Below are 22,208 nucleotides of genomic sequence, written 5' to 3'. Positions count from 1 at the left end.
TTGTCACGAAACGCCGGAAAACCCTAACGTAATGCAAGCCGCATTTTACGGATGCCCTCTTCGCCGTCGATCGTCACCTCGAAACCCAGCTTTTTGACCATGGCGACGATGCGCGAGTTCTGCGGCAGCGCCTCGCCCACGATCTCGCCGGTGCCGCGCGCGCGGCAGTAGCCGATCAGCTTTTCCATCATGATCCGCCCCAGCCCCATGCCCTTCAGGTCGGAGCGCACGGTGACGGCGAATTCGGCGCTGGTGTTGTCGGGGTCGGCCACCACGCGGCCCACCGCCAGCGTCTCGTTCACGCCGTCGGCATTCTTGCGGGTGGCGATGAAGGCCATCTCGCGGTCATAGTCGATCTGGGTGAAGCGCGCCAGCTGCGAGGGTTGCAGCTCCCGGATGCGCACGAACATGCGGTAGCGGATGTCGTCCGGCGTGAGCGCGTCGAAGAACGCCAGGTGGGCCGGACCGTCCTCCGGACGGATCGGGCGCAGCAACAGCGGCGCGCCATGCCAGTCGATGGTCTCTTCGAGCTCGCGCGGATAGGGACGGATCGCCAGGCGGTCGAGCGTGCTGCCCGAGCGGTCGGCCAGCGCCAGGCGCATCCGCGCGTCGAGCACCGTCGCGCCACGGCTGTCGGCCAGCAGCGGGTTGATGTCGAGTTCGACGATCTCGGGGATGTCGGAGACCAGGCGCGAGACCTGGATCAGCACCGCCAGGATCGCGTCCAGGTTGGCCGGCGGACGGTTGCGGTAGCCGGCCAGCAGGCGCGCCACCCGCGTGCGGTCGACCAGGTCGCGCGCCAGCACCAGGTTCAGCGGCGGCAGGGACACCGAATGGTCGTCGGTGACCTCCACCGCCACCCCGCCCTGGCCGAACACCAGCACCGGCCCGAACACCGGATCGGTGGCGGCGCCGACGATCAGTTCGTGGCCGTTGGCGCGCCGGCACATGGCCTGCACCGAAAAGCCGTCGAAGCGCGCCTGCGGGAACAATTCGTCCAGGCGCTTGCGCATCCGCTGGGCGCTGGCGCGCACCGCGTCGTCGGAATCGAGGTCGAGCGTCACGCCGCCGAAGTCCGACTTGTGCATCACGTCGGGGGTCAGTATCTTGACCGCGACCGGATAGCCGATGGCGCGCGCCGCCGCCACCGCGGCCTCGACGTCGGGCGCGGCGCGGGTCTCGACCAGGGCCAGGCCATAGGCGCGCAGGATGGCCTTGGTCTCGGGATCGGACAGCAGCAGGCGTTTGTTGGCGATCGCCTCGCGCACCAGCGCCCGCGCCGCGCTGCGGTCGGGCGCCATGTGGCCGACCATCGAGGGCGGCACTTCCATCAGGAGGTTCTGGTTGCGGCGGTAGTTCACCAGTTGCAGGAAGCCGGCCACGCCGTCTTCGGGAGTGCGGAAGGTCGGCATGCGCGCGCTGGCGGCGATGGTGCGCGCCTCGAGCACCGAGGCGCCGCCGAGCCAGCACGACAGGATCGGGCGCGAGGCGGCGCGCGCCAGCGGCGCGATGGCGTTCGCCACTTCGCGGCTGTCGACGGTGGCGGTCGGCGAATGCACCACCAGCACGGCGTCGACCTGCGGATCCTTGAGCAGGATCTCGAGCGCGGCCGCATAGCGTTCGGGCGGCGCGCCGCCCAGCAGGTTGACCGGCAGGTTGGCCGCGCCTGCGCTGGCCGCACCCGGCAGCAGCGCGTCGAGCCGGGCGACCGAGTCGGGCGACAGCATGGCGGCAGTGCCCCGGCCATGGCGCAGCGCGTCGCGCGCCAGCACGCCGGGACCCGCGCCGTTGCTGACGATGGCCAGCCGCTCGCCATGCAGCGGGCGGGCATAGGCCAGGGTCTCGACCGCCGCGAACAGCTGCTCGGTGGTGTGTACCCGCAGCATGCCGGCGCGCCGCACCGCGGCGTCGAACACATCGTCCTCGCTGGCCAGGGCCCCGCTCTCGCTGGCCACCGCGCGCACGCCGTCGTCGAGGGCGCGCGACTTGAGCACCAGCACCGGCTTGCTGCGCGCCGCGGCGCGCGCGGCCGACATGAACTTGCGCGCGTAGCGCAGCTGGTCGACATACAGCAGGATGGCGCCCGCGTGGCCGTCGCTGGCCAGGTAATCCAGCACGTCGCCCAGGTCGACGTCGCTCGAGTCGCCCAGCGAGATGAAGTGAGAGAAGCCGATGCCGCGCGTGCGCGCCCAGTCCAGCACGCCGGTCATGAGGGAACCGGATTGCGAGACGAAGGCGATCCGCCCCGGCAGCGCCCCGCTGTGGGCCACGCTGGCGTTCAGGCCGAGGCCGGGCGCCAGCAGGCCGGCGCTGTTCGGCCCGAGCAGGCGCAGCAGATAGGGATGGGCCGCATCGAGCGCGGCCTGGCGCAGGCTGCGCCCGCGGCCATCGCGCGCCCTGGCCATGCCGCTGCTGAGCACCACGGCCGCGCGCGTGCCGCGCTCGCCCAGCTGGCGCACCAGCTGCGGCACGGTCGCCGGCGGCGTGCAGATCACGGCCAGCTCGGGCGCCTCGGGCAGGTCGGCCACGCTGTCGTAGCAGGGCAGCTCGCCGACCTGCTCGTACTTCGGGTTGACCGCGTACAACTTGCCCTTGAAGCCGCCGCCCAGCAGGTTCTCGAGCAAGGTCGTGCCCATGCTGCCGGGACGCTCGGAGGCGCCGATCAGGGCCACCGATTTCGGCGCGAACAGGTAGTGCAGGTTGCGGACGCTCATTGATGGGGCCTTTCCAGCGGCAAGTAGTGACTCATCGTATCAAACGCCGTGACCCGACGGCGCGTCGAAGCCGGGGCTTGCCGCCCGGGGCGCCGGGCGTGCTAGAATCGCCGCGTGAAATATTCCGTCCGTCTCCTGTTCGTATGGCTGATGCTGCTGGCGATCCCGTTCCAGGGAATCGCTTCGGCCGCCATGCTCGCGTGCGCGCATGATGCGCCGCAAGGGACGCAGCAGGCCGCGCATGCGACGCCTCACCACGATGCCGCAAGCAGCCCTTGCCACGAGACGCAGAAGATGCGCGACGGGGCATCCGACCTTGCCCAGGATACGCACGATCACGATGGCAATTGCAGCGCCTGCACCGTATGCTGCATGGGCGCCGCCATGGCGCCCGCGGCAAGCCTCGACCCGCCGGCGCCATCGCTGGCCAAAGCCCTGCTCGTGGCCGCGACCGGCCGCCTTGCCGCGGTCGACCTCGCTCTGCCCGAACGACCGCCCCGCTTCCCGCTCGCCTGATTTCGCCCGCCGCGCGCACCGCGCGGTCCGACGCATTTCATCCGAACGAGGACACCATGTTTACCCACACCGCCGCGCCATGGCGCGCGGCCGCCCTGCTGAGCGCCATGCTTGCGGCCATGCCCGCCGTCGCCCAGCACACCGCCGACAATCCCGCCGCCGGCGTTCCCGAGACGCGCTACCAGAGCGCCCACGTCCAGCGCCCGCCCGTCGCCGCCGCGACCACGCCGGACCGCAACTGGCAGGAAAGCAACCGCATCGTGGCCAGCCAGCCGGCGCATGCCCATGACGCCACACATGCCGACCATGCCGACCATTCGGCGCATGCCGGCCACGCCAAGCCTGCGCAGAAGGAACAACCGAAGGCCGACCACCAGGGCCACCACGGGCATGGAGAACACCACTGATGGCCGCCCCGATGATGACGCGCAGCGCGCTGGCCGCGGCTGCCGCCCTGCTGCTGGCCGGCTGCGCCAGCACCGATCCTGAAGCCGCATTCCGTGTCAGCGCCGACGAGGCGCGCGAGCGCACCGGCGTCGAGGCGCGCCTGCTGAGAAGCGACGACGACCGGCGCGCGCTGGCGCGTGAAATCGACGCCCTGCTCAGGGAGCCCCTCGGCCTGGACGCCGCCGTGCGCATCGCCGTCCTGAATCACCCCGGCCTGCAGGCGAGCTACTGGGACGCCGGCATCGCCCAGGCCGACCTGGCCCAGGCCGCGCGCCTGCGCAATCCCTCGTTCGGGTTCTCGCGCATGGATGGCGGCGGCAGCCGCGAGATCGAGCGCGGCGTGTCGCTCGACCTGGCGGGCCTGCTCACCATGCCGCTGCGCCAGCGCATGGCCGAGCGGCGCCACCAGGAGACCACCCTGCAGGTGGCCGCCGCCATCGAGCGCCACGCGATCGCCACCCGGCGCGCCTGGATCGAGGCCGTGGCCGCCGGCCAGGCGCTCGAGTACGCGCGCCAGGTCGCCGCGGCCGCCGACGCCTCGAGCGAACTGATGGAACGCATGACCCTGGCCGGCAATGCCAGCGCGCTCGACCTGGCGCGCGAATCGGCCTTCCATGCCGAAGCCGGCGCCGCCGTGCTGCGCGCCGGCCGCGCGCGCGACGCCGCGCGTGAACACCTGACGCGCCAGCTCGGCCTGTGGGGCGTTCATGCCGGCTATGCGCTGCCGGAACGCCTGCCCGAACTGCCCGCCCGGCCGGTGGAACTGGCCGGCATCGAGCGCCTGGCGCTGGAACGGCGGCTCGACGTGCGCGCCGCGCGCGCCGCCGCCGCCGGCACCGCCGCCGACCTGGGCCTGACGCGCGCCACGCGCATGGTCAACGTGCTCGACCTGGGCTATGCCAGCAAGAGCGAGACCGGCGAAGCGCGCAGCGAAGGCTATGACATCTCGCTCGAACTGCCGCTGTTCGACTGGGGCGGCGCCCGCGTGGCGCGCGCGCAGAGCGTGTACATGCAGGCGCTCGGGCGGGTCGCCGAGACCGCCGTGAATGCGCGCAGCGAAGCGCGCGCCGCTTACCTGGGCTACCGCGCCAGCCATGACGTGGCGCGCCACTACCGCGACCAGGTGATCCCGCTGCGCCAGAAAATCGCAGGCGAGACCCTGCTGCGCTACAACGGCATGCTGGCCAGTCCCTTCGAGCTGCTGGCCGATGCGCGCGAGCAGGCGGCGGCGGTGCACGCCACCATCGACGCCCTCAAGGATTTCTGGCTGGCCGAGGCCGACCTCGAAGCCGCGCTGGGAGGACGCCTGCCCGCCCCCGCCTCCGCCCCAGCTACCAAGCACGGCCACGCACACGACCACAAGGAAGCACAATGACCAATCGCAGATCGTTCCTGACCGGCGCCGGCGTGACCATGCTCGGCGCCTCGCTGGTGAGCCGCGCCGGCGCCGCCGCGCTGCCCGAAGCCCCCGTCCACACCTCCGCCGCCACCGCGGCCCCGCTGGCGCCGCCGGGCGGGCGTCCCTACAACCCGGTCGTGACCCTCAACGGCTGGACCCTGCCCTGGCGCATGAAGGACGGCGTCAAGGAATTCCACCTGGTGGCCGAACCCGTGGTGCGCGAGCTGGCGCCCGGCATGCAGGCCAATCTGTGGGGCTATAACGGGCAGAGCCCCGGCCCCACGATCGAGGTGGTGGAAGGCGACCGGGTGCGCATTTTCGTGACCAACAAGCTGCCCGAGCACACCAGCGTGCACTGGCACGGCCAGTTGCTGCCGTGCGGGATGGACGGCGTCACCGGCCTCACGCAGCCCGGCATCCAGCCAGGTAAAACCTTCGTCTACGAATTCGTGGCGCGCCACGCCGGCACCTTCATGTACCACCCGCACGCCGACGAGATGCAGCAGATGGCGATGGGCATGATGGGCTTCTGGGTCACGCACCCGAAGAATCCGCGCCAGCACGCCGTCGACCGCGATTACGTGATGCTGCTGTCGTCCTACGACATCGAGCCGGGCAGCTACACCCCGCGCACCAATACCATGCTCGACTTCAACCTGTGGACCATCAACAGCCGCGTGTTCCCGGGCCTGGATCCGATGGTCGCACGGCTGAACGACAAGGTGCGCATCCGGGTCGGCAACCTGACCATGACCAACCACCCGATCCACCTGCACGGCCACCGCTTCGAAGTGGCCGGCACCGACGGCGGCTGGGTGCCGAAGTCGGCGCGCTGGCCGGAGGTGACCACCGACGTCGCCGTGGGCCAGATGCGGGCGATCGAGTTCGTGGCCGACGCGCCCGGCGACTGGGCCTTCCACTGCCATAAATCGCACCACACGATGAACGCGATGGGGCATGACGTGCCGACCCTGATCGGGGTCGACCACCGCGGCGTGGCCGAGAAGATCAACAAGCTGGTGCCGGGCTATATGGTCATGGGCGACAAGGGCGGCTCGATGGGCGACATGAAGATGGCGCTGCCGCACAACACGCTGCCGATGATGAGCGGCGACGGCCCCTTCGGCAACCTGGAGATGGGCGGCATGTTCACGGTGCTGAAGGTACGCGAAGGCTTGCAGCGCGGCGACTACCGCGATCCCGGCTGGTACAGCCATCCCGCCGGCAGCGTCGCGCGCGAATGGACCGGCGACGTGCCGGCGCCCGCCAGCGCACCGGCGGCCACCCCTGCGGCGCCGGCCGGCCCGGCACTCAACGCGCGCAAGCCGGGCCCGAAGGACCACGGCGGCCACCATCACTGAGCGCGCGGCTGCTCCTGCGCCACCTTGCGCAGCAGCTCGAGCAGCTGCTGCGGCGCGACCGGCTTGGTGCAGTGCTGGTCGAAGCCGGACGCCAGCGAAGCAGCGCGGTCTTCCTGCCGGCCGCGTCCCGTGACCGCGACCAGGTAGGGCCGCGGACGCCTGGCCGACAGGATGGCCGCCACTTCGAGTCCGCTCATCTCGGGCATGCCCAGGTCGAGCACGGCGATGTCGGCGCCCTGTTCGTTATACAGTCGCAGCGCCTGGGCGCCGTCGTGCGCCACCGTCACGCTCGCGCCTTCGGAGCGCAGCAGCCAGCACAGCGACTCGGCGGCATCGAGGTTGTCGTCGGCCACCAGGATGCGCTTGCCGACGACGGCGCCGCCGGCCGCCTGGCCTTCGGCCTGGGCCTCGGGCGCGGCCGCCTCGCACAGCGGCAGGCGCACGATGAAGGTGGCGCCCTGTCCCGGCCCCTCGCTGTCGGCGTGGATGCTGCCGCCATGCAGCTCGACGAAACCCTTGGCCAGCGACAGCCCGATCCCCAGGCCGCCCTGGGCCAGGTGGCGCGCGCTGCTGACCTGCACGAAGGCATCGAACACGCGCTCGATCATGCCGCGATCCAGGCCGACCCCATTGTCGGCCACCCACGCCACCGCCTCGCCGTTCTCCGAGCGCAGCCCGATCTCGAGCGCCCCGCCGGGCGGCGTGTACTTGGCCGCATTGTTGATCAGGTTCGCGAACACCTGGGTCAGGCGCAGCGCGTCGGCCTCGACCCACAGGGGTTCGTCGACCAGCCTGAGCGCCACCTGGTGACGCCCGCTCTCGATCAGCGGCATGCTGGCCTGCAGGGCGTCGCGGATCAGGCGTCCCAGTTCGACCCGCGCGCGCCGCAGCTCGATCTTGCCGCGCCCGATGCGCGAGACGTCCAGCAGGTCGTCCAGCAGGCGCGCCATCTGGGCCGCCTGGCGCCCGACCATGGAGGCGATCCACTCGATGCGCTCGGGCGGCAATGACTTGACGCGCAGGAGCGAGGCCGCGTTGGCGATCGGCGCCAGCGGGTTGCGCAGTTCGTGCGCCAGCGTGGCGATGTACACGTCCTTGCGCTGGTCGGCTTCGCGCAGGCCATCCATCGCCTGTTCGCGCTCGGTCACGTCCAGCACCAGCGAGAACACGGTCAGGATGTCGCCGGCCTCGTCGACCAGCACCGAGTTGTACCATTCGCAGCACAGCACGCGGCCGTCGCGGGTGCGGTTGCGGTTGCTCGATTTGGCGTGGCGGGTGGGCGAATCGAGCAGGCGCCGGATCATTGCCCCGACCTGGTCGGCGTCGCCCTCGTGGATCAGCGGCAGCGCATCGATGCGCTCGCCGATCACTTCGTGCTGGCGCCAGCCGAACAGCTCTTCGGCGCGCCCGTTCCACAGGGTGACGACCAGCTCGCGGTTCCATTCGATCACGGCCAGCGGCGTATGTTGAATCAGGTAGCGCGTCTGGTCCAGCGCACGCGCCAGGGCCGCGCTGGCCTCGGTGCGCTCGGTGATGTCGTCCACCACGATCACCGCCGCCGCCAGTTCGACCGCGCCGTCGCGCAGCGGCGCGCCGCTCACCGTGTAGGCGCGCCGTACGCCGTTGCGCTCGCTTTCCAGCAAGGCCTCGCGAAAGGTCTCGCCGCCGATCGCACGCGCCACCGGATCGCGGATCAGCTCCAGCATGGCTGTCATGCCGGCTTGCGCCACGGATGGCGCCACGGATTGCGCCACATCCTGCGCGCCATCGGCGTCCCCGGGCTGGAAGCAGGCCGCCATCCGGCCGGCCTGGTCGTTGGCCATCACGCAGCGCCCCGCCGCGTCGACGATCAGCACCCCGTCCGGCAACTGCCGCAGCACCGTCCCCAGCAGGCTCTGCCATTGGGCATGGGCGCGGGTTTCCATCATTTCCTGGAAAGTCGCGTGCAGGCGCGCGTGCAGCGCGATATTGTCGATCGCCAGCGCGCCCAGCACGAACAGCGCGGCGGCCAGGCCGTACAGGCGGCCGGCATAGAAGCCCAGGTCGAACATGCCGCCATTGAGCACGCACGACAGCGCCACCTCGAACACCCAGGCCGCCAGCGCCACCGCCAGCCAGGCATCGAGCACGGTGCGCGGGTGCTTGCGCACGATGGCCCACAAGACCCCGACCGACAGCGCCAGCACCGCCCCCGCGATCCAGTGGTACAGCGGCAGCGTGCGGGTTCCCGCCATCACCGGCGGCAGCCAGGCCGCGCCCGAGGTCGACAACAGCACCAGCAGCGCCGCGACCAGCACGATCAGCAAGGCGCCGAAGCGCATGAAGTGCGGCGGCAACGGCGCCGCGTGGGTGCTGCGGGTATAGCCGAGCACGAACAGCGGGAACAGCGCATGCCAGGCGATGTGCAGCCAGGGCGTGGTCTGGTTGTTCCCGCCGAGCACGCCCTGGTCGGCGAACAGGCCAGGAAAGGTCAGCAGGTGGGCGCTGGCGATCAGCGCCGTGAGCAGATACCCCAGCACCAGGATGCCGAGCGCGCGCGAGCGTCCCGTGTGCACGTGACCCAGCAGCAGGATGCCGGTGAGCAGATTGGCGCCGATCAGCACCGCGCCGTAGAGGGGAATGAATTCCGGCGCCCGCGCCAGCGGCACCCCGGCGGCCGGCGCCAGCAGCGCGAAGGCCAGCGCCAGGCAAGCCAGCACCCATACCACGTGGCGCAACTGGGCGCCGCTCGGAGGATGCCTTGCCAGATCCGTCGGTTCCGCCAGAACGCCGTGTCGCATAGATGTCCCCGTGCAGGATCCGGCGGGGCAGCAGGGGTTTGCGGCTGTCCGGGCGGCGCCTGGTGTTATTGTCGTTTCAATAAAATATAACGCAATTCCCACTGCATAGGGGGCAGATTCAATATCTAATCGTCCACATTTGATACTGCGTGGCGAAAAAGCCCTAGGCCGGGGCGCGCGCGGTGACCGGATAGCCGGCGCCGTCGATGGCGGCCACGATGCGGTCGAGGTCGGCGTGGCTGTCGATCCGCACGCTGGCCTTGTCGAGGTCGATCGCGACCTTGGCGTCGGCGTCGACCGCCTGCACCGATTTGGTGACGCGGCCCACGCAGTGATTGCAGCTCATGCCTTCCACGGTCAGTTCATACATGCTGTGTTCTCCTGTCGGATGGGACATCGATGTCCCGGTGGTTGAAAAGGGTTCGGATGCGGATACGGTGGCAGCCTCGGGCGTCGCGGCGGCCGGCGCCGGCGCCCAGCGCCGCAGCAGCAGCGCGTTGGCGACCACGCTGACCGAGCTGAGCGCCATCGCGGCGCCGGCCAGCACCGGATCGAGCAGCCCGAAGGCCGCCAGCGGCAGGCCGATCACGTTATAGATGAAAGCCCAGCCCAGGTTCTGGCGGATCTTGCGGTAGGTGCGGCGCGACACCGCGATGGCGTCGGCCACCAGCCGCGGATCGCCGCGCATCAGGGTCACGCCGGCGCTGTGCATGGCGACATCGGTGCCGGTCGCCATCGCCATGCCGACGTCGGCCGCCGCCAGGGCCGGCGCGTCGTTGATGCCGTCACCGACCATCGCGACCTTGCGCCCGCCCTGGCGCAGGCTGGCGACCACCTGCGCCTTGTCCGCGGGCAGCACCTCGGCATGCACGCGCGCGATGCCGAGCGCCTGCGCCACCGTGCGCGCGGCGCCGGGGCTGTCGCCGCTGAGCAGGACCGGCTCGATGCCGGCTGCCTTCAGGCGCGCGACGGCGCTTGATGCGCCCGGCTTGATGCGGTCGCCGAAGGCGAGCAGGCCCAGCACCCGCACCCGGCCGTCGCGGCGCTCGGCCAGCCACGACACGGTGCGTCCGGCCGCTTCATGGCCCTCGGCGCCGGTCGCCGGCACGCCGAGCTCTTCCATCAGGCGCCGGTTGCCGAGCACGATGGTGGCGCCGTCGACCTCGGCCTCGACCCCACGACCCGGCAAGGCACGCGCGGCGCGCGCCGCTGGCAGCGCCAGGCCCTGGCGCGCCGCCTCCTCGAGCACGGCGCCGGCCAGCGGATGCGAACTGCCCTGCTGCACGGCGGCGGCCAGCGCCAGCAGCCGCGCCGGCTCGCGGCCTTCGTGGGCCACCAGCTGCGGCCGGCCCTCGGTCAGGGTGCCGGTCTTGTCGAACACCACGACGTCCAGCGCATGCGCGGTCTCGAGCGCCTCGGCGTCCTTGATCAGGATGCCGTGGCGGGCGGCCGCGCCGGTGCCGACCATGACCGCGGTGGGCGTGGCCAGGCCCAGCGCGCACGGGCAGGCGATCACCAGCACCGCCACCGCATTGAGCAGCGCCGCCTGCCAGTCGCCGCCCGCCAGGCCCCAGCCCAGCAGGGTCGCCAGCGCGATCGCCAGCACGACCGGCACGAACACCGCGCTGACCCGGTCCACCAGGCGCTGGATCGGCGCCTTGACCGCCTGCGCATCCTCGACCATGCGGATGATCTGCGACAGCATCGTCGCCGCGCCGACCGCCGTCGCCTCGACCAGCAGCAGGCCGTCGGCATTGACGGCGCCGCCGGCCACCCGGTCGCCCGGCTCCTTCGCCACCGGCAGGCTCTCGCCGGTCAGCAGCGACTCGTCCAGGTGGCTGCGGCCGTCGACCACGACGCCGTCGGCCGGCACCCGCGCGCCGGGCTTGACCACCATCAGCTCGCCCACGCGCAGCGCGGCCAGCGCCACCAGCACGTCGTGGCCGTCGCGCCGCACCAGCGCCTCGGCGGGCCGCAGGCGGCCCAAGGCATCGAGCGCGGCCAGGGTCTGGCGCTTGGCGCGGCCTTCCAGCCACTTGCCCAGCAAGACCAGGGTGATCACGACCGCCGACGTTTCGAAATACAGGTGCGGTTCGGGATGGGCGCCGTGCGCGCCCGCGCCCAGCAGGAGGTAGACCGACAGGCCATAGGCGGCGCTGGTGCCGAGCGCCACCAGCAGGTCCATATTGCCGCTGCCGGCGCGCAGCGCCTTCCAGCCGGCGCGGTAGAAGCGTGCGCCGAGCCAGAACTGGACCGGCGTGGCCAGCGCCAGCTGCAGCCAGCCGGGCAGCGCCAGGCGATGACCGAACGCCGCGGCCAGCATCGGCAGCACCAGCGGCAGGCTCAGCAGCATGGCGGCGGCCACCGGCCACCAGGCCGGCAGCGTCGCGCCGGTTTCCTTGCGCCGCGCCGGGGCCGCGCCGGCGGCGTCCGGCAGTTCGAGCTCAGCCTCGTACCCGGCCGCGTGCACGGCCGCCATCAGGATCTCGGGCGCGGCCTGGCCCTGCACGCTGGCCTTCTCGGTGGCCAGGTTGACGCTGGCGCCGCTCACGCCCGGCACCGCGCGCAGCGCCTTCTCGACCCGCGCCACGCAAGAGGCGCAGGTCATGCCTTCGATGTTCAGGACAGTGTTGTTCATTTGCTTGTTCTTTGAATCCATACCAACAGCATAGTCCTTCCCACCATGGGAAGGTCAAGCGTTTGTTATTTAGTTCGCGCGAAGGGCTTGCGCCGGTCGCAGGCACGGGCCCGCCAAACGGAATACAAAGGAGCTGGGCCTCGTTTCGAGGATTCGGCACCGACCCGCGGAGGATCGATGAACGCGCTGATGAAGTCGCCAACCACGCTATTGCTCTGGATACTGATGACGGTCTTGTTGGCCGCCTGCGGCAGCGACGACGACCGGTCCCAGGCCGAACGCGCCGGCATCGGCGCCATCGACCAGGCCGCCGGGGCCACGCCTTTCGTCGCGCAGCTGAGCTATACGCTGGACAACTTCGCCCACCTCGACAGCGTGCGCTACACGATCGCCGGCCGCCCGGGCTCGCATTCGCTGCCGGTCGCGGTCACCTACGACCACGCCTGGCTCGGGCGGCGCGCGGCCTGGGACGCATCTGCCAGGCGCATCGCCTTCCCCGTCTTCGGCCTGTATGCCAGCCACCTCAACGAGCTCACGCTCACGACGCGCTTTCGCGATGGATCCACCCACGTGGCGCAAGTGGCGCTGGCCACCGGCCCCTACACCGGCCCGGCCACCGTCTACGCCACGCCCGAAGTGCGCACCGCGCGCGGGGCGGCTTCGCCCGGTGTCGAGTACATGCTGATCAAGAACGGCGTCACGATGCCGGTCATCCTCGACAGCGACGGCCAGATGCGCTGGGCCGGCGCCGCACCTGGCAGCTCGTTCTCCTCGCTGTTCGGCGACGACGCCTTCTATGTCGGCGACCAGGACGCCCCGCTGCTGCACCAGGTCGACGTCGATGGCAGCGTGCGCAGCAGCCGCCTCGACGACACGCGCTTCACCAACTTCCACCACGAACTGGCGCGCGGCAAGACCGGCTTCCTGGCCGAGCTCGACGCCCTGGTCGGCGGCGTGCAGCTGGTGGAGTCGATCCTGGCCGAGATCGACATCTCGGGGCGGGTGCTCAAGGAATGGGACCTGGGCCAGATCTTCCGCGCGGCGATGCGCGCCGGCGGCGACAATCCCGACAACTTCGTGCGCGACGGCATCGACTGGTTCCACATGAACTCGGCCATCTACGACGCCCACGACAATTCGCTACTGATCTCCAGCCGCGAGAACTTCGTCGTCAAGCTCGACTACGAGACGGGCGCCATCCGCTGGCTGCTGGGCGACACCAGCAAGCACTGGTACGTCAACTATCCGTCGCTGCGCGCGCTGGCCCTGCGCGTCACCGAAGGCAAGGCGCCGATCGGCCAGCATTCGCTGTCGGTCGCGCCGAACCGCGAGCTCATCATGTTCAACAACGGGCTGGCCAGCCTCAACCCGCCCCCGGGCGCGCCAGCGGGCGAAAACCGCAGCTACAGTACGCCGTCGCGCTACGCGATCGACGAAACGGCGCGCACTGCGCGCGAAGTCTGGACCTGGGATGGGGACCACAAACTCCTGTCGAACGTCTGCTCATCCGCCTACGAAGGCGCCGCCGGTCGCTACCTGATGGCCTACGCAGCGCTGGAGACGAACACGCTGGCGCGCTTGATCGCCGTCGACAGCGCCGGCCAGGTGGCCTTCGATTACGCCTACCCGACCACGGCCTGCAACACCGTCTTCATCGCCCAGCCCTTGCGCCTGGAAGACCTGCGCCTGCGCTGAGAGCCTGTTCCGGCAGGTGGGCGTCGCGCCTGGCGCGGCCGGCTTCAACTGCCGACGTTGAACAAGACGCCGACCGCGAGTTCGACCCACAGCGCGGCGAATCCCAGCGCCACCGCACCGACGACGGCGAGCCGCCGCCAAGGTTGCCAGTGCGCCAGTCGGCGCGCCGTGCGCAGGCAGGCCAGCCCCGCGCCCGCAAGCAACAGCGCGGCGGCGCCGAAATCACGGCCCGTCCAGGCGACTTCGCGCGTGAATTGCATGGCGACCAGCGGCGCCAGCAGGATCAACGCGGTCGCCAGGCCGACCCGCAGCAGATCGATGCGCAGCGTGGCCTTGTGCGCGAGGGGCTTCTGTGAGCCAACGGTATGCATTTTGCTCTCCTGAATGAATCTGGTGGACAGCCTGCGCCCGGCAAAGACCCGGCGCCGGTCGGCGCGCATGGCATGTCGGCTATCCTAAACCTGTTGCGGCGCGGGCGGAAGCGGCAGGACGCAGCCGCGTCCCGATTTCTTGGCCTCGTACATCCAGTGGTCGGCTTCCTTGATCAATTCTTCCGGCGTGGGCGTCTGCCCCGGCGCCTGCACCGCGATCCCGATGCTGGCCCCGACCCGGACCGTCACGCCGCACAGCTGCACGGGGAGGGAGACCGCCTCGACCAGCTTGCGGCCGACCCGGTGCGCATCGACCAGGCCACCGGCCAGGTCGGCGAGCAGCACCGTGAACTCGTCGCCCGCCAGTCGGAATACGCTGTCGGTGCGCCGCACCGCCTGGCGCAGGCGCTCGGCGATGGCCCGCAGCAAGGCGTCGCCGCCGTCGTGGCCGAGCTGGTCGTTGACCGCCTTGAAGCCGTCGAGGTCGATGAACAGCAGGCCGAGCCGGCCCTGGCCGCGGTCGGCGCGCGCCTGCGCCAGCGGCAGCGCCTCCATCAGCGCGCGCCGGTTCTGCAGGCCGTTCAGCAGGTCGTGCCGGGTCTCGTATTCGCGCTGGGCGTCGCGCTGCCGACGCAGGGTGACGTCGTGCAGGAAGGCGCTGAAGACGGGTTCGCCGCGCACCTCGTGGCGGCGAATGCGCACCTCGACCGTGAGCCGGCTGCCGTCGCGCCGCAGCGCCGGCAGCTCGACCCGGCGGTCGAGGATGCGCGAGGTGCCGGTGCGCAGGTAGAGCTGCATGCCGTCGCGGTGGGCGCCGGACAGCTCGGCCGGGATGATCAGCGCCTCGAGCGGCCGGCCCAGCGCTTCCTTCGCGCTCCAGCCGAAGGTCTGCTCGGCCTGGCGGTTCCAGGCGGTGACCCGGCCTTTGCGGTCCAGGCTGATGTAGGCGTCGTTGGCGTTGTCGATCACGCTGCGCAGTTCTTCCTCGCGCTCGCCGAGCTCGCGCGTGCGCGCCTCGACCCGCCGTTCGAGATCGGCGTGCAGGCGCGCCAGTTCTTCTTCCGCCAGCTTTTGCGCGTGGATGTCCTTGATCACCGACACATCGTATTCGGGACGCCCGGCGGGGTCGCGCTTGCGCTTGACGTCGACCTCGACCCACACCGGCGAACCGTCCCTGCGCAGGTAGCGCTTCTGGCGCCGCAGCGCGTCGATCTCGCCCCGCGCCAGGCGCCCCATCAGGGCCGCGTCTTCGGCGCGGTCGTCCTCGTGGGTGACGTCGGCGAAACCGCGGCCCTGCAGCTCGTCGGCGGTATAGCCGAGCAGCTCGCTCAGCGCCCGGTTGATGCTGATCCAGCGCCCGTCCGGCGTCGTCAGCGCGATGCCGACGCTGGCGATCTCGAACACGGCGCGAAAGCGGGCCTCGCTCGCGTCCAGCACCGCGTCGCTGTGCTGCAGCCGCGAGCGCGCCGCCGCCAGCCGCTCGCGGTACTGCACCTCGCGCATGATGATGGCGGCCAGGTCGACCAGCACCGCCTTCTGCTCGGCGTCGAGCTGGCGCGGCACGACATCGATCGCGCACAGGGCGCCCAGCGCCGGCCCGGCGCTCGAACGCACCGGCACGCCGGCGTAGAAGCGGATGGCGGGCGCCCCGGCGACCAGCGGATTGTCGGCGAAGCGCGGGTCGTGGCGCGCAACCGGCACCACCAGCGGCTCGTCCTGCAGGAGCGTGTGGGCGCAGAAGGCATCCGCGCGCTGCGTTTCGCCGGCCTCGATGCCCACCCGCGACTTGAACCACTGGCGCTCGGCGTCGATCAGCGAGAACGCCGCCATCGGCACCTCCAGCAGGCGGCTGGCCAGACGGACCACCCGGTCGAAGACGAGCTCGGCCGGCGTGTCCAGCAGGTCGAGCTCGCGCAGCAGCGCGAGACGCTCGTGTTCATCGGGAGGCGGGGCGGCTGCAATCATGGCTCAAGAAAGAATCATCTCCAGGTCGCTCGCCGAATGGCCGTACCTTACTGTAGCAGAGCAGACACCCGATCCCCCGCACATGATGGCTGGAGCGTCCCGCCCGGCGGGATGGCAAAAATTTGTTACAAGTTTACGCGCAAGAATTTATATACTTGCGCCGTGCGAACATTCATTTGTCTACCATGCGAATCCTGCCCTTCCTGCCGTGCGCCCTGCTCTGCCTCGCCGTGTTCCAGCCAGCCGCCGGCATGGCGGAAGACGTCACCCTGTCCGGCGCGCCCAAACCCGCATCCGCCGTATCCATGCCGGGTATGACCGGCGCCGCGCGTGATGTCGAGGCCATGCGCGAGGCCATGCGCGCGGCCGTGCGCGCGGCCGAGCAGCGGCGCGCCCAGGCCGTGTCCAGCCGCGACGTGGCCACTCTGCGGCACCTGATCAGCCGCGACTATTACCACGTCGAGACGCGCGGCCGCGCCCGCACCAGGACCGAGTTCCTGCAACTGCTGACGCGCGACGAATACGAGTTCCGCTCCTACGAAGTCGACGATACCGAGATCCGGATGCTCGACAATGGCCAGGCGGCGCTGGTCACGGGCCGGTTCCGGGCGGCGGCGCAGGGCGCCGACGGTCCCCGCGACCTGCGCGGACGGTATGTCCGCATGTGGGTGCTGGGGCCGGAGGGATGGCGCAATACCATGCAGCAGACCACCGAAATCCGCCCGCTCGCGGCCCAGCGCGACCTCCGGACACAGCGCTGAGCCCTCGCCCCTTCTCCTGGCCGGCCAGACGGGCCGGCACGGCCTCCGATGCTTGTCGGCCACGGCCACGTTCAATTTCCATGTGACTGCTTGTCAAGGCGACGTGATGCATCTATCATGAGAATGATTATCATTTGCTGTCTCATTTACAGCTTCCATCATTCTTGCCACGCCCAACCAGCGCGACCATGACCTCACTCACTCTGACGCCCCGCCACATCGCCTCGCGCACCGCGGTGGCCATCCTCGGCGGCTACGCCTTCACCTGGGGCGTCGTCGCCCTGGGCATCGCCCTGCTGTACAGCGCCGGCATGGAATTCCACGATGCCGAGCACCTGTCTTACATTATCGGTTTCCTGGTCTTCCTGACCGCCTTCCTGGTGGCCTTCGCCACCCAGGGGCTGCGCAAGGTAGCGCTGGTGCTGGTGGGCGGCGGCGCGCTGATGAGCGCGGTGGCCTGGTGGCTGCAGAGCCTGATCATTGCGTCGGGGGTCTGACATGTTTCCCAACTTCCGCCATACGATGGCCTGGCTGCACACCTGGTTCGGCCTGGCGCTGGGCCTGGTGCTGATGGTCGTGTTCTTCTTCGGCTCGCTGTCCGTGTTCGACCGCGAGATCGACCGCTGGGCCATCCCCGACACCCGCTACGAACCGCAGCCGATGCCGTCGTTCGACAAGATGCTGGCGCCGATCTTCAAGGAGATGCAGCCCGACGCCGCGGCCCGCGCCATGACGGCGCCGCTGGCCGACGGCCCGCTGCCGGCCCACTTCGACACGCCGCGCAGCTGGGGCGCATACACCACCCACCGCGATCCGGTGCTGCTGCTGTTCGCCGGCTACGAAGTGCCGAATGCGAAAGACCATGAAACGTCGATCTGGGCCAACCGCACGGTCGATCCGCGCACGGGCGAGGCCCTGCCGGTGGACCGCCTCAAGATCGGCAGCGAATTCTTCTATCCGCTGCACTACAGCCTGACCCTCGACTGGAAGAACGTCGGCTACTGGATCGTGGGCTTCTCTGCCCTGATGATGCTGATGGCCCTGGTCACCGGCGTCATCATGCACCGCAAGATCTTCCGCGAACTGTTCACCTTCCGCCCGAACAAGAGCACCCAGCGCAGCATGCTCGACCTGCACAACCTGACCGGCGTCGTGGCCCTGCCCTTCCACTTCTTCTTCGCCTTCACCGGCCTGGTGATCTTCGCCTATATCTATTTCCCGGTCACGCATACCCAACTGACCCCGCTGCACGACCGCCATGAAATGATGGAATCGAAGGAAACCGGCCTGCCGCACGACCGCGCCGGCGTGGCGGCCCCGCTCGCCTCGGTCGACGCCATGGTGGCCGAAGCGCAGCGCCGCTGGGCCGCCAAGGGCATGGCCGGCGACGTCGGCTACCTGAACATCCAGCACGTGGGCGACGCCAACGGCTATGTCAGCGTGTACCGCGCCGGCACCGACCGCGTCCAGCTGACCGGCGAAGGCATCCACTTCAAGGCCTCCACCGGCGAGCTGCTGCGCGAGGATCCGCCGCCGACCGTGGTGGCGCGCATCAATGAATTCCTGACCGGCCTGCACCTGCAGCACTTCAAGCACTGGCTGCTGCGCTGGCTGTACGTGCTGGGCGGCCTGTCGGGCGCGGCCTGCATCGCCACCGGCCTGTTCTTCTTCGTCGAGAAGCGCAAGCGCCAGCACGCCAGGCAGGGCGTGAGCGGCGCGCGCGTGGTCGACGCGCTGGCCGTCACGGTCGTCACCGGCATGCTGGTGGCCACCCTGACGATGCTGATCGCCAACCGCCTGCTGCCCGACGTCATGCCGGCCGGCTGGCCGCTGCGCGGCGCCATGGAGAAATACCTGTTCTGGGGCAGCTGGGTGGCGGCTGGCGCGCACGCCTTCTGGCGCACCGCCGCGGTCGCCGAGGGCCGCCTGGCCCCGGCCTGGCGCGAGCAGTGCCTGGCCATCGCCGTGCTGGCGGTGACGGCGCCGGTGCTCAACTGGATCACCACCGGCGACCACCTGCTGCGCACGGTCGCCTCCGGCTACTGGCCGGTGGCCGGCGCCGACCTGTTCATGCTCACCAGCGCCGCGCTGGCGCTGCTGGCCGCGCGCAAGCTGCGCCAGCGCGCAGCGCGCCCGCTGGCGCTCAAGAACGTGACCCTGGAGGCCGGCCATGCCTGACGCGCTGCTCCTGCTGCTGGCCCTGCTGGCCTGCGTCGCCGGCATGGGGTGGCTCGCCCTGTCGATGAACGTGCACTGGACCCAGGCAAGGGGCGCGGCGCCTCTTTCCCCGGCCCTGGCCAAGACCCTGCGCCTGGGCGGCGCCGCCGCCCTGCTGCTGTCGCTGGTGCTCTGCCTGACGGTGGATTCGCCGTCGATCGCGGTGCTGGTATGGTTCATGGCGCTGGCCGGCGCCACGCTCACGATCGCCTTCACGCTCACCTGGCGCGCCAGCATCCTCGGGATGCTGGTATTCTGGACAGGATCAGGCGCCCGGTGAGTCATCCCTGGGGTGCGCGGCCGCACGCCCCGTCCTGCTTGCCGGTTTTGCCCGCATGGCACGTCGCTGGAACGGCGCGATCGAGAGGGTCGCGCATTTCACTTGACCTCAAGCACGCTTGAGGTTGTGTAATACGACCTGACCATGCAAACCGCGGGACCGACCGGTCCCGGTGCAACGTTTCATGCCGGAACAGTGTTCCCAACCATCTGAACGGAGAATGATCATGCCTTATGCACTGCCGCCACTGCCGTACGCCTACGATGCCCTCGAGCCGCATTTCGATGCGCGCACGATGGAAATCCACCACACCAAGCACCACCAGACCTATATCACCAACGTCAACAACGCCCTGGCCGAGGCCAGCGTGGCCGAGGTGCCGGTCGAAGAACTGATCAGCAATATCGGCGCGCTGCCGCAGAACATCCACACCGTGGTGCGCAACAACGGCGGCGGCCACGCCAACCACGCGCTGTTCTGGACCGTGCTGAGCCCGGATGGCGGCCAGCCTTCGGGCAAGCTGGCCAAGGCCATCGAGGACGACCTCGGCGGATTCGACCGGTTCAAGGACGCCTTCACCAAGGCCGCCCAGACCCGCTTCGGTAGCGGCTGGGCCTGGCTGACCCTGGGCAAGGACGGCAAGCTGCTGGTCGAAAGCAGCGCCAACCAGGACAATCCGCTGATGGGCGAGTTCGCCGGCATGTCGGGCGGCACGCCGATCCTGGGCCTGGACGTGTGGGAGCACGCCTATTACCTGCAGTACCAGAACAAGCGTCCTGACTATATCGCGGCCTTCTTCAACATCATCAACTGGGCCGAAGTCGAGCGTCGTTACGATGAGGCGTTGGGCAGCCAGGCCGGCTAAGTCGACCGGCTGCTGAAAAAGGGCGCGCCCTCCGGCGCGCCCTTTTGCATGCGACTGTCGATCCAACCGCCCGCCGCGGACTTACAGTTTCACGTTCAGCGATACATACGCCGCGCGACCGTTGCCCGACGAATACATCGGTTGGGCCTGACCGGCCGGCCACCAGTACTCGTCGTACCACGCATATTCGTAACGACGGTCGGCCAGGTTCTTGACCTGCAGGTCGATGCTCACGCGTGGCGTGATTGCATACGACACATTGGCATCGAACAACACGAAGCCGCCGTACTTGCCGAGCTGGTTCGCACGGTCGATGTAGTAATCTCCCTGCGCCCGGCCCTGCAGGCCGAGGTGCCAGCGCTCGGACGGATGGTAGTCGAGGCCGACGTTGCTGATGTAGCGCGGCGTCGAAAACAGTTCCTTGCCGGCCAGCGAAACGCCGGCGTCGGTCATGGCGCTCACCGCCTCGGCCTTCTGGAGCGAATGCGACGCCCAGACCTGGAGCCGGTCCGACAGGCGGCCAGACAATTGCAGGTCGATGCCCTCGCGCCGCGTCTCGCCGAGCGCCACCGAGGTGCCGGTGGCCGGCATGTTCGCCGCCTCGCCGGAGGCGTCCTGGCGCCAGATCGCCAGGCGCAGGTCGGAACGCGCGCTCGGCTTGAGCTTGATGCCGATTTCCTTGCCGGTATTGCTCGAGGCGTCGAACGGCCCCTGCCCCGGCAGCAGGTAGGCCGGCATGACCGATCCGGTCAGAATCTGGAAGGTGCGGCCCCAGTTGGCGTACACGCTGACGTCCTCGGCCGGGGAGTACACCATGCTCAGTTTCGGCTGCTTGATCCAGCCGTAGTCCTGCAGGCCGGCCGATCCGCCGCCGGGCAGCGGATTGCTGCCGGTGAAACGGTCGACCCGGTAACCCGGCACGATGCGCAGCGTGTCGGTGGCCTTGATCACCGCCTGGGCGTAGGCGCCAACGTTGTTCAGGTAATAGCGGTCGTCGTTTTGCACCCGCGCCGGATTGCTGAAATCGGTCGGCATCGCATACGCGTAGCGTGAACGCTTGTAGAAATTGTTCTGGCGCTCTGTGTTCACGCCGCCGTCGACCGTGACACGCTCGCTGGCGCGCCAGGTCAGCGTGCTCATGAAGCCGAACTGGTGCTCATCCCACTCGCGGCGCTGGCGCGGCCCGTTGCCTTCCGGGTTGCTGGTGAAGGTGACGCGGCGGTCGTCGTGGTAATCGTTGTAGTACAGCTTGTTGCTGAGGAAGGCGTCTTTCGAGATTTGCCAGTCCAGGTGGGCACTGGCGTGGTTCATCTCGCGGTAGGTGATGTCGTTGACGTTCTTGGCCGGCGACTGGCGCCGGTCGGCGGCCAGTTCGGTGGCGGTCAAAAAGCCCGGCTCGTCGGCGTCATGCTTGTAGGTGCGCAGCACGATGCCGCCGGTGAGCGACTTGTCCTTCGACGTGAGGAACCACTTGCCGGCCGCCGTGTAGCGCTCCGAATCGCCGTGGCTGCGGCGGTAGCTGTTGGCATCCTGTCTTGCCAAGACATAGTTCTGGGAAAAGCCGTCGGCCTCGCGCCCATAGACCAGTTGGGCTTCGCGCGTGTCGAAGCTGCCGACGGTGAAACGGCCGTCGAAGTAGTTGCCGCCCTGGCGCGTCCCGAGGTTGATGTTGCCGCCGATGTTGTGCAGACCGTAGCGCGGGTCGTTGGTGCCGCGCACCACTTCGACATAGTCGACTTCGAGCGGGAAGATCATATCGATGAAGCGCTGGTTGCCGCTGTTGACATTGCTCGGAATGCCGTCGATCAGCACCTTGATGGCGTTGATATACCCTTCGCCATTGAAGGCGCGGAAGGTCGCCTTGCCCGACTCGGCGCCCATGCGGGTTTCGGTCATCTGGGTGCCCGGCAGCTGCCCGACCAGTTCCCAGCTGCTGGCGACGTGCTTGTCCTCGATCTTGTCGGCGCCGAGCACGTCGACCGAGGTCAGCACGGTGCTCGGACGCAGCGCGCCGGCGTCGCGCTGGGCGCTGACGCGCACTTCGCCCATCACGATCGTGGGGTCGGCGGCGTGGACGGCGGACGCGAGCGAGGACAGGCCCAGCGCCAGGGGGAGGAGCTTTGTTTTCATTATTGAAGTAGAGGAGTACGACGGGAAAGGATGCCAGGGCATCGATTCGATAATGATATCCCATTCTCA

The 22,208-nt window shown here is 69.6% G+C and carries 16 protein-coding genes; 10 read left to right on the top strand and 6 right to left on the bottom strand.

The window, feature by feature from the left end; all coding sequences use genetic code 11:
• Nucleotides 1-23: 23 nt before the first annotated feature.
• Complete coding sequence (locus KY496_RS02505; RefSeq protein ID WP_071363185.1) at nucleotides 24-2,714, bottom strand: bifunctional acetate--CoA ligase family protein/GNAT family N-acetyltransferase; 2,691 nt, start codon at nucleotides 2,712-2,714, stop codon at nucleotides 24-26.
• A gap of 114 nt (nucleotides 2,715-2,828) precedes the next feature.
• Here KY496_RS02505 and KY496_RS02500 point away from each other — a divergent pair, with 114 nt between their 5' ends.
• From KY496_RS02500 to KY496_RS02485, 4 genes are read left to right on the top strand one after another with little or no spacing between them, the layout of a single operon-like run.
• A complete protein-coding gene (locus tag KY496_RS02500) occupies nucleotides 2,829-3,230 on the top strand; it encodes a DUF2946 family protein (RefSeq protein ID WP_051205159.1) in 402 nt (133 codons plus the stop codon).
• 56 nt (nucleotides 3,231-3,286) lie between these two features.
• Nucleotides 3,287-3,637, top strand: a complete 351-nt coding sequence (locus tag KY496_RS02495) for a hypothetical protein (protein ID WP_005669930.1) — start codon at nucleotides 3,287-3,289, stop codon at nucleotides 3,635-3,637.
• The gene (locus KY496_RS02490; protein WP_219863720.1) at nucleotides 3,637-5,052 is read left to right on the top strand and encodes a TolC family protein; all 1,416 of its coding nucleotides are present in this window, start codon (nucleotides 3,637-3,639) and stop codon (nucleotides 5,050-5,052) included. The genes KY496_RS02495 and KY496_RS02490 overlap by 1 nt, the downstream gene beginning before the upstream one ends.
• Entirely contained in the window at nucleotides 5,049-6,437 is a 1,389-nt protein-coding gene (locus KY496_RS02485; protein ID WP_005669928.1) for a multicopper oxidase family protein, read from the top strand. Before KY496_RS02490 ends, KY496_RS02485 begins: the two co-directional genes overlap by 4 nt.
• On the opposite strand, the gene KY496_RS02480 is transcribed toward KY496_RS02485, so the two are convergent.
• Together KY496_RS02480 and KY496_RS02475 are read right to left on the bottom strand one after the other, a co-directional pair.
• Nucleotides 6,431-9,217 (bottom strand): PAS domain S-box protein, encoded by a 2,787-nt coding sequence (locus KY496_RS02480; protein ID WP_219863718.1) that lies wholly within the window; start codon nucleotides 9,215-9,217, stop codon nucleotides 6,431-6,433. The genes KY496_RS02485 and KY496_RS02480 overlap by 7 nt on opposite strands.
• Before the next feature lie 163 nt (nucleotides 9,218-9,380).
• Nucleotides 9,381-11,876, bottom strand: a complete 2,496-nt coding sequence (locus KY496_RS02475) for a heavy metal translocating P-type ATPase (protein ID WP_219863716.1) — start codon at nucleotides 11,874-11,876, stop codon at nucleotides 9,381-9,383.
• Nucleotides 11,877-12,080: 204 nt separating this feature from the next.
• On the opposite strand from KY496_RS02475, the gene KY496_RS02470 reads away from it, so the two are divergent.
• Nucleotides 12,081-13,550: an aryl-sulfate sulfotransferase gene (locus KY496_RS02470; protein ID WP_219863714.1), complete on the top strand. Its 1,470-nt coding sequence runs from the start codon at nucleotides 12,081-12,083 to the stop codon at nucleotides 13,548-13,550.
• 44 nt (nucleotides 13,551-13,594) lie between these two features.
• Here the strand turns inward: KY496_RS02470 and KY496_RS02465 are convergent, their stop codons facing one another.
• Complete coding sequence (locus KY496_RS02465; RefSeq protein WP_219863713.1) at nucleotides 13,595-13,990, bottom strand: hypothetical protein; 396 nt, start codon at nucleotides 13,988-13,990, stop codon at nucleotides 13,595-13,597.
• A gap of 15 nt (nucleotides 13,991-14,005) precedes the next feature.
• Entirely contained in the window at nucleotides 14,006-15,886 is a 1,881-nt protein-coding gene (locus KY496_RS02460; RefSeq protein ID WP_219863711.1) for a PAS domain S-box protein, read from the bottom strand.
• Between the two features lie 185 nt (nucleotides 15,887-16,071).
• On the opposite strand from KY496_RS02460, the gene KY496_RS02455 reads away from it, so the two are divergent.
• From KY496_RS02455 to KY496_RS02435, 5 genes are all read left to right on the top strand, one after another.
• Entirely contained in the window at nucleotides 16,072-16,647 is a 576-nt protein-coding gene (locus KY496_RS02455) for a nuclear transport factor 2 family protein (RefSeq protein ID WP_229520518.1), read from the top strand.
• Nucleotides 16,648-16,835: 188 nt separating this feature from the next.
• Nucleotides 16,836-17,144, top strand: a complete 309-nt coding sequence (locus KY496_RS02450; RefSeq protein ID WP_005669920.1) for a hypothetical protein — start codon at nucleotides 16,836-16,838, stop codon at nucleotides 17,142-17,144.
• A gap of 1 nt (nucleotide 17,145) precedes the next feature.
• Nucleotides 17,146-18,825 (top strand): PepSY domain-containing protein, encoded by a 1,680-nt coding sequence (locus tag KY496_RS02445; RefSeq protein ID WP_219863707.1) that lies wholly within the window; start codon nucleotides 17,146-17,148, stop codon nucleotides 18,823-18,825.
• A complete protein-coding gene (locus KY496_RS02440; RefSeq protein ID WP_219863705.1) occupies nucleotides 18,818-19,144 on the top strand; it encodes a DUF3325 family protein in 327 nt (108 codons plus the stop codon). Before KY496_RS02445 ends, KY496_RS02440 begins: the two co-directional genes overlap by 8 nt.
• A gap of 226 nt (nucleotides 19,145-19,370) precedes the next feature.
• Nucleotides 19,371-20,009 (top strand): superoxide dismutase, encoded by a 639-nt coding sequence (locus KY496_RS02435; RefSeq protein ID WP_005669913.1) that lies wholly within the window; start codon nucleotides 19,371-19,373, stop codon nucleotides 20,007-20,009.
• A gap of 81 nt (nucleotides 20,010-20,090) precedes the next feature.
• Here the strand turns inward: KY496_RS02435 and KY496_RS02430 are convergent, their stop codons facing one another.
• Nucleotides 20,091-22,139 carry a TonB-dependent receptor gene (locus KY496_RS02430; protein ID WP_005669911.1) on the bottom strand — a complete coding sequence of 683 codons (2,049 nt, stop codon included), beginning with the start codon at nucleotides 22,137-22,139 and terminating at the stop codon, nucleotides 20,091-20,093.
• Nucleotides 22,140-22,208 lie beyond the last annotated feature (69 nt).

This window comes from Massilia sp. NP310, assembly GCF_019443485.1.
GTDB classification, from domain to species: domain Bacteria; phylum Pseudomonadota; class Gammaproteobacteria; order Burkholderiales; family Burkholderiaceae_D; genus Telluria; species Telluria timonae.
This window is presented reverse-complemented; position numbering and strand designations above follow the sequence as displayed.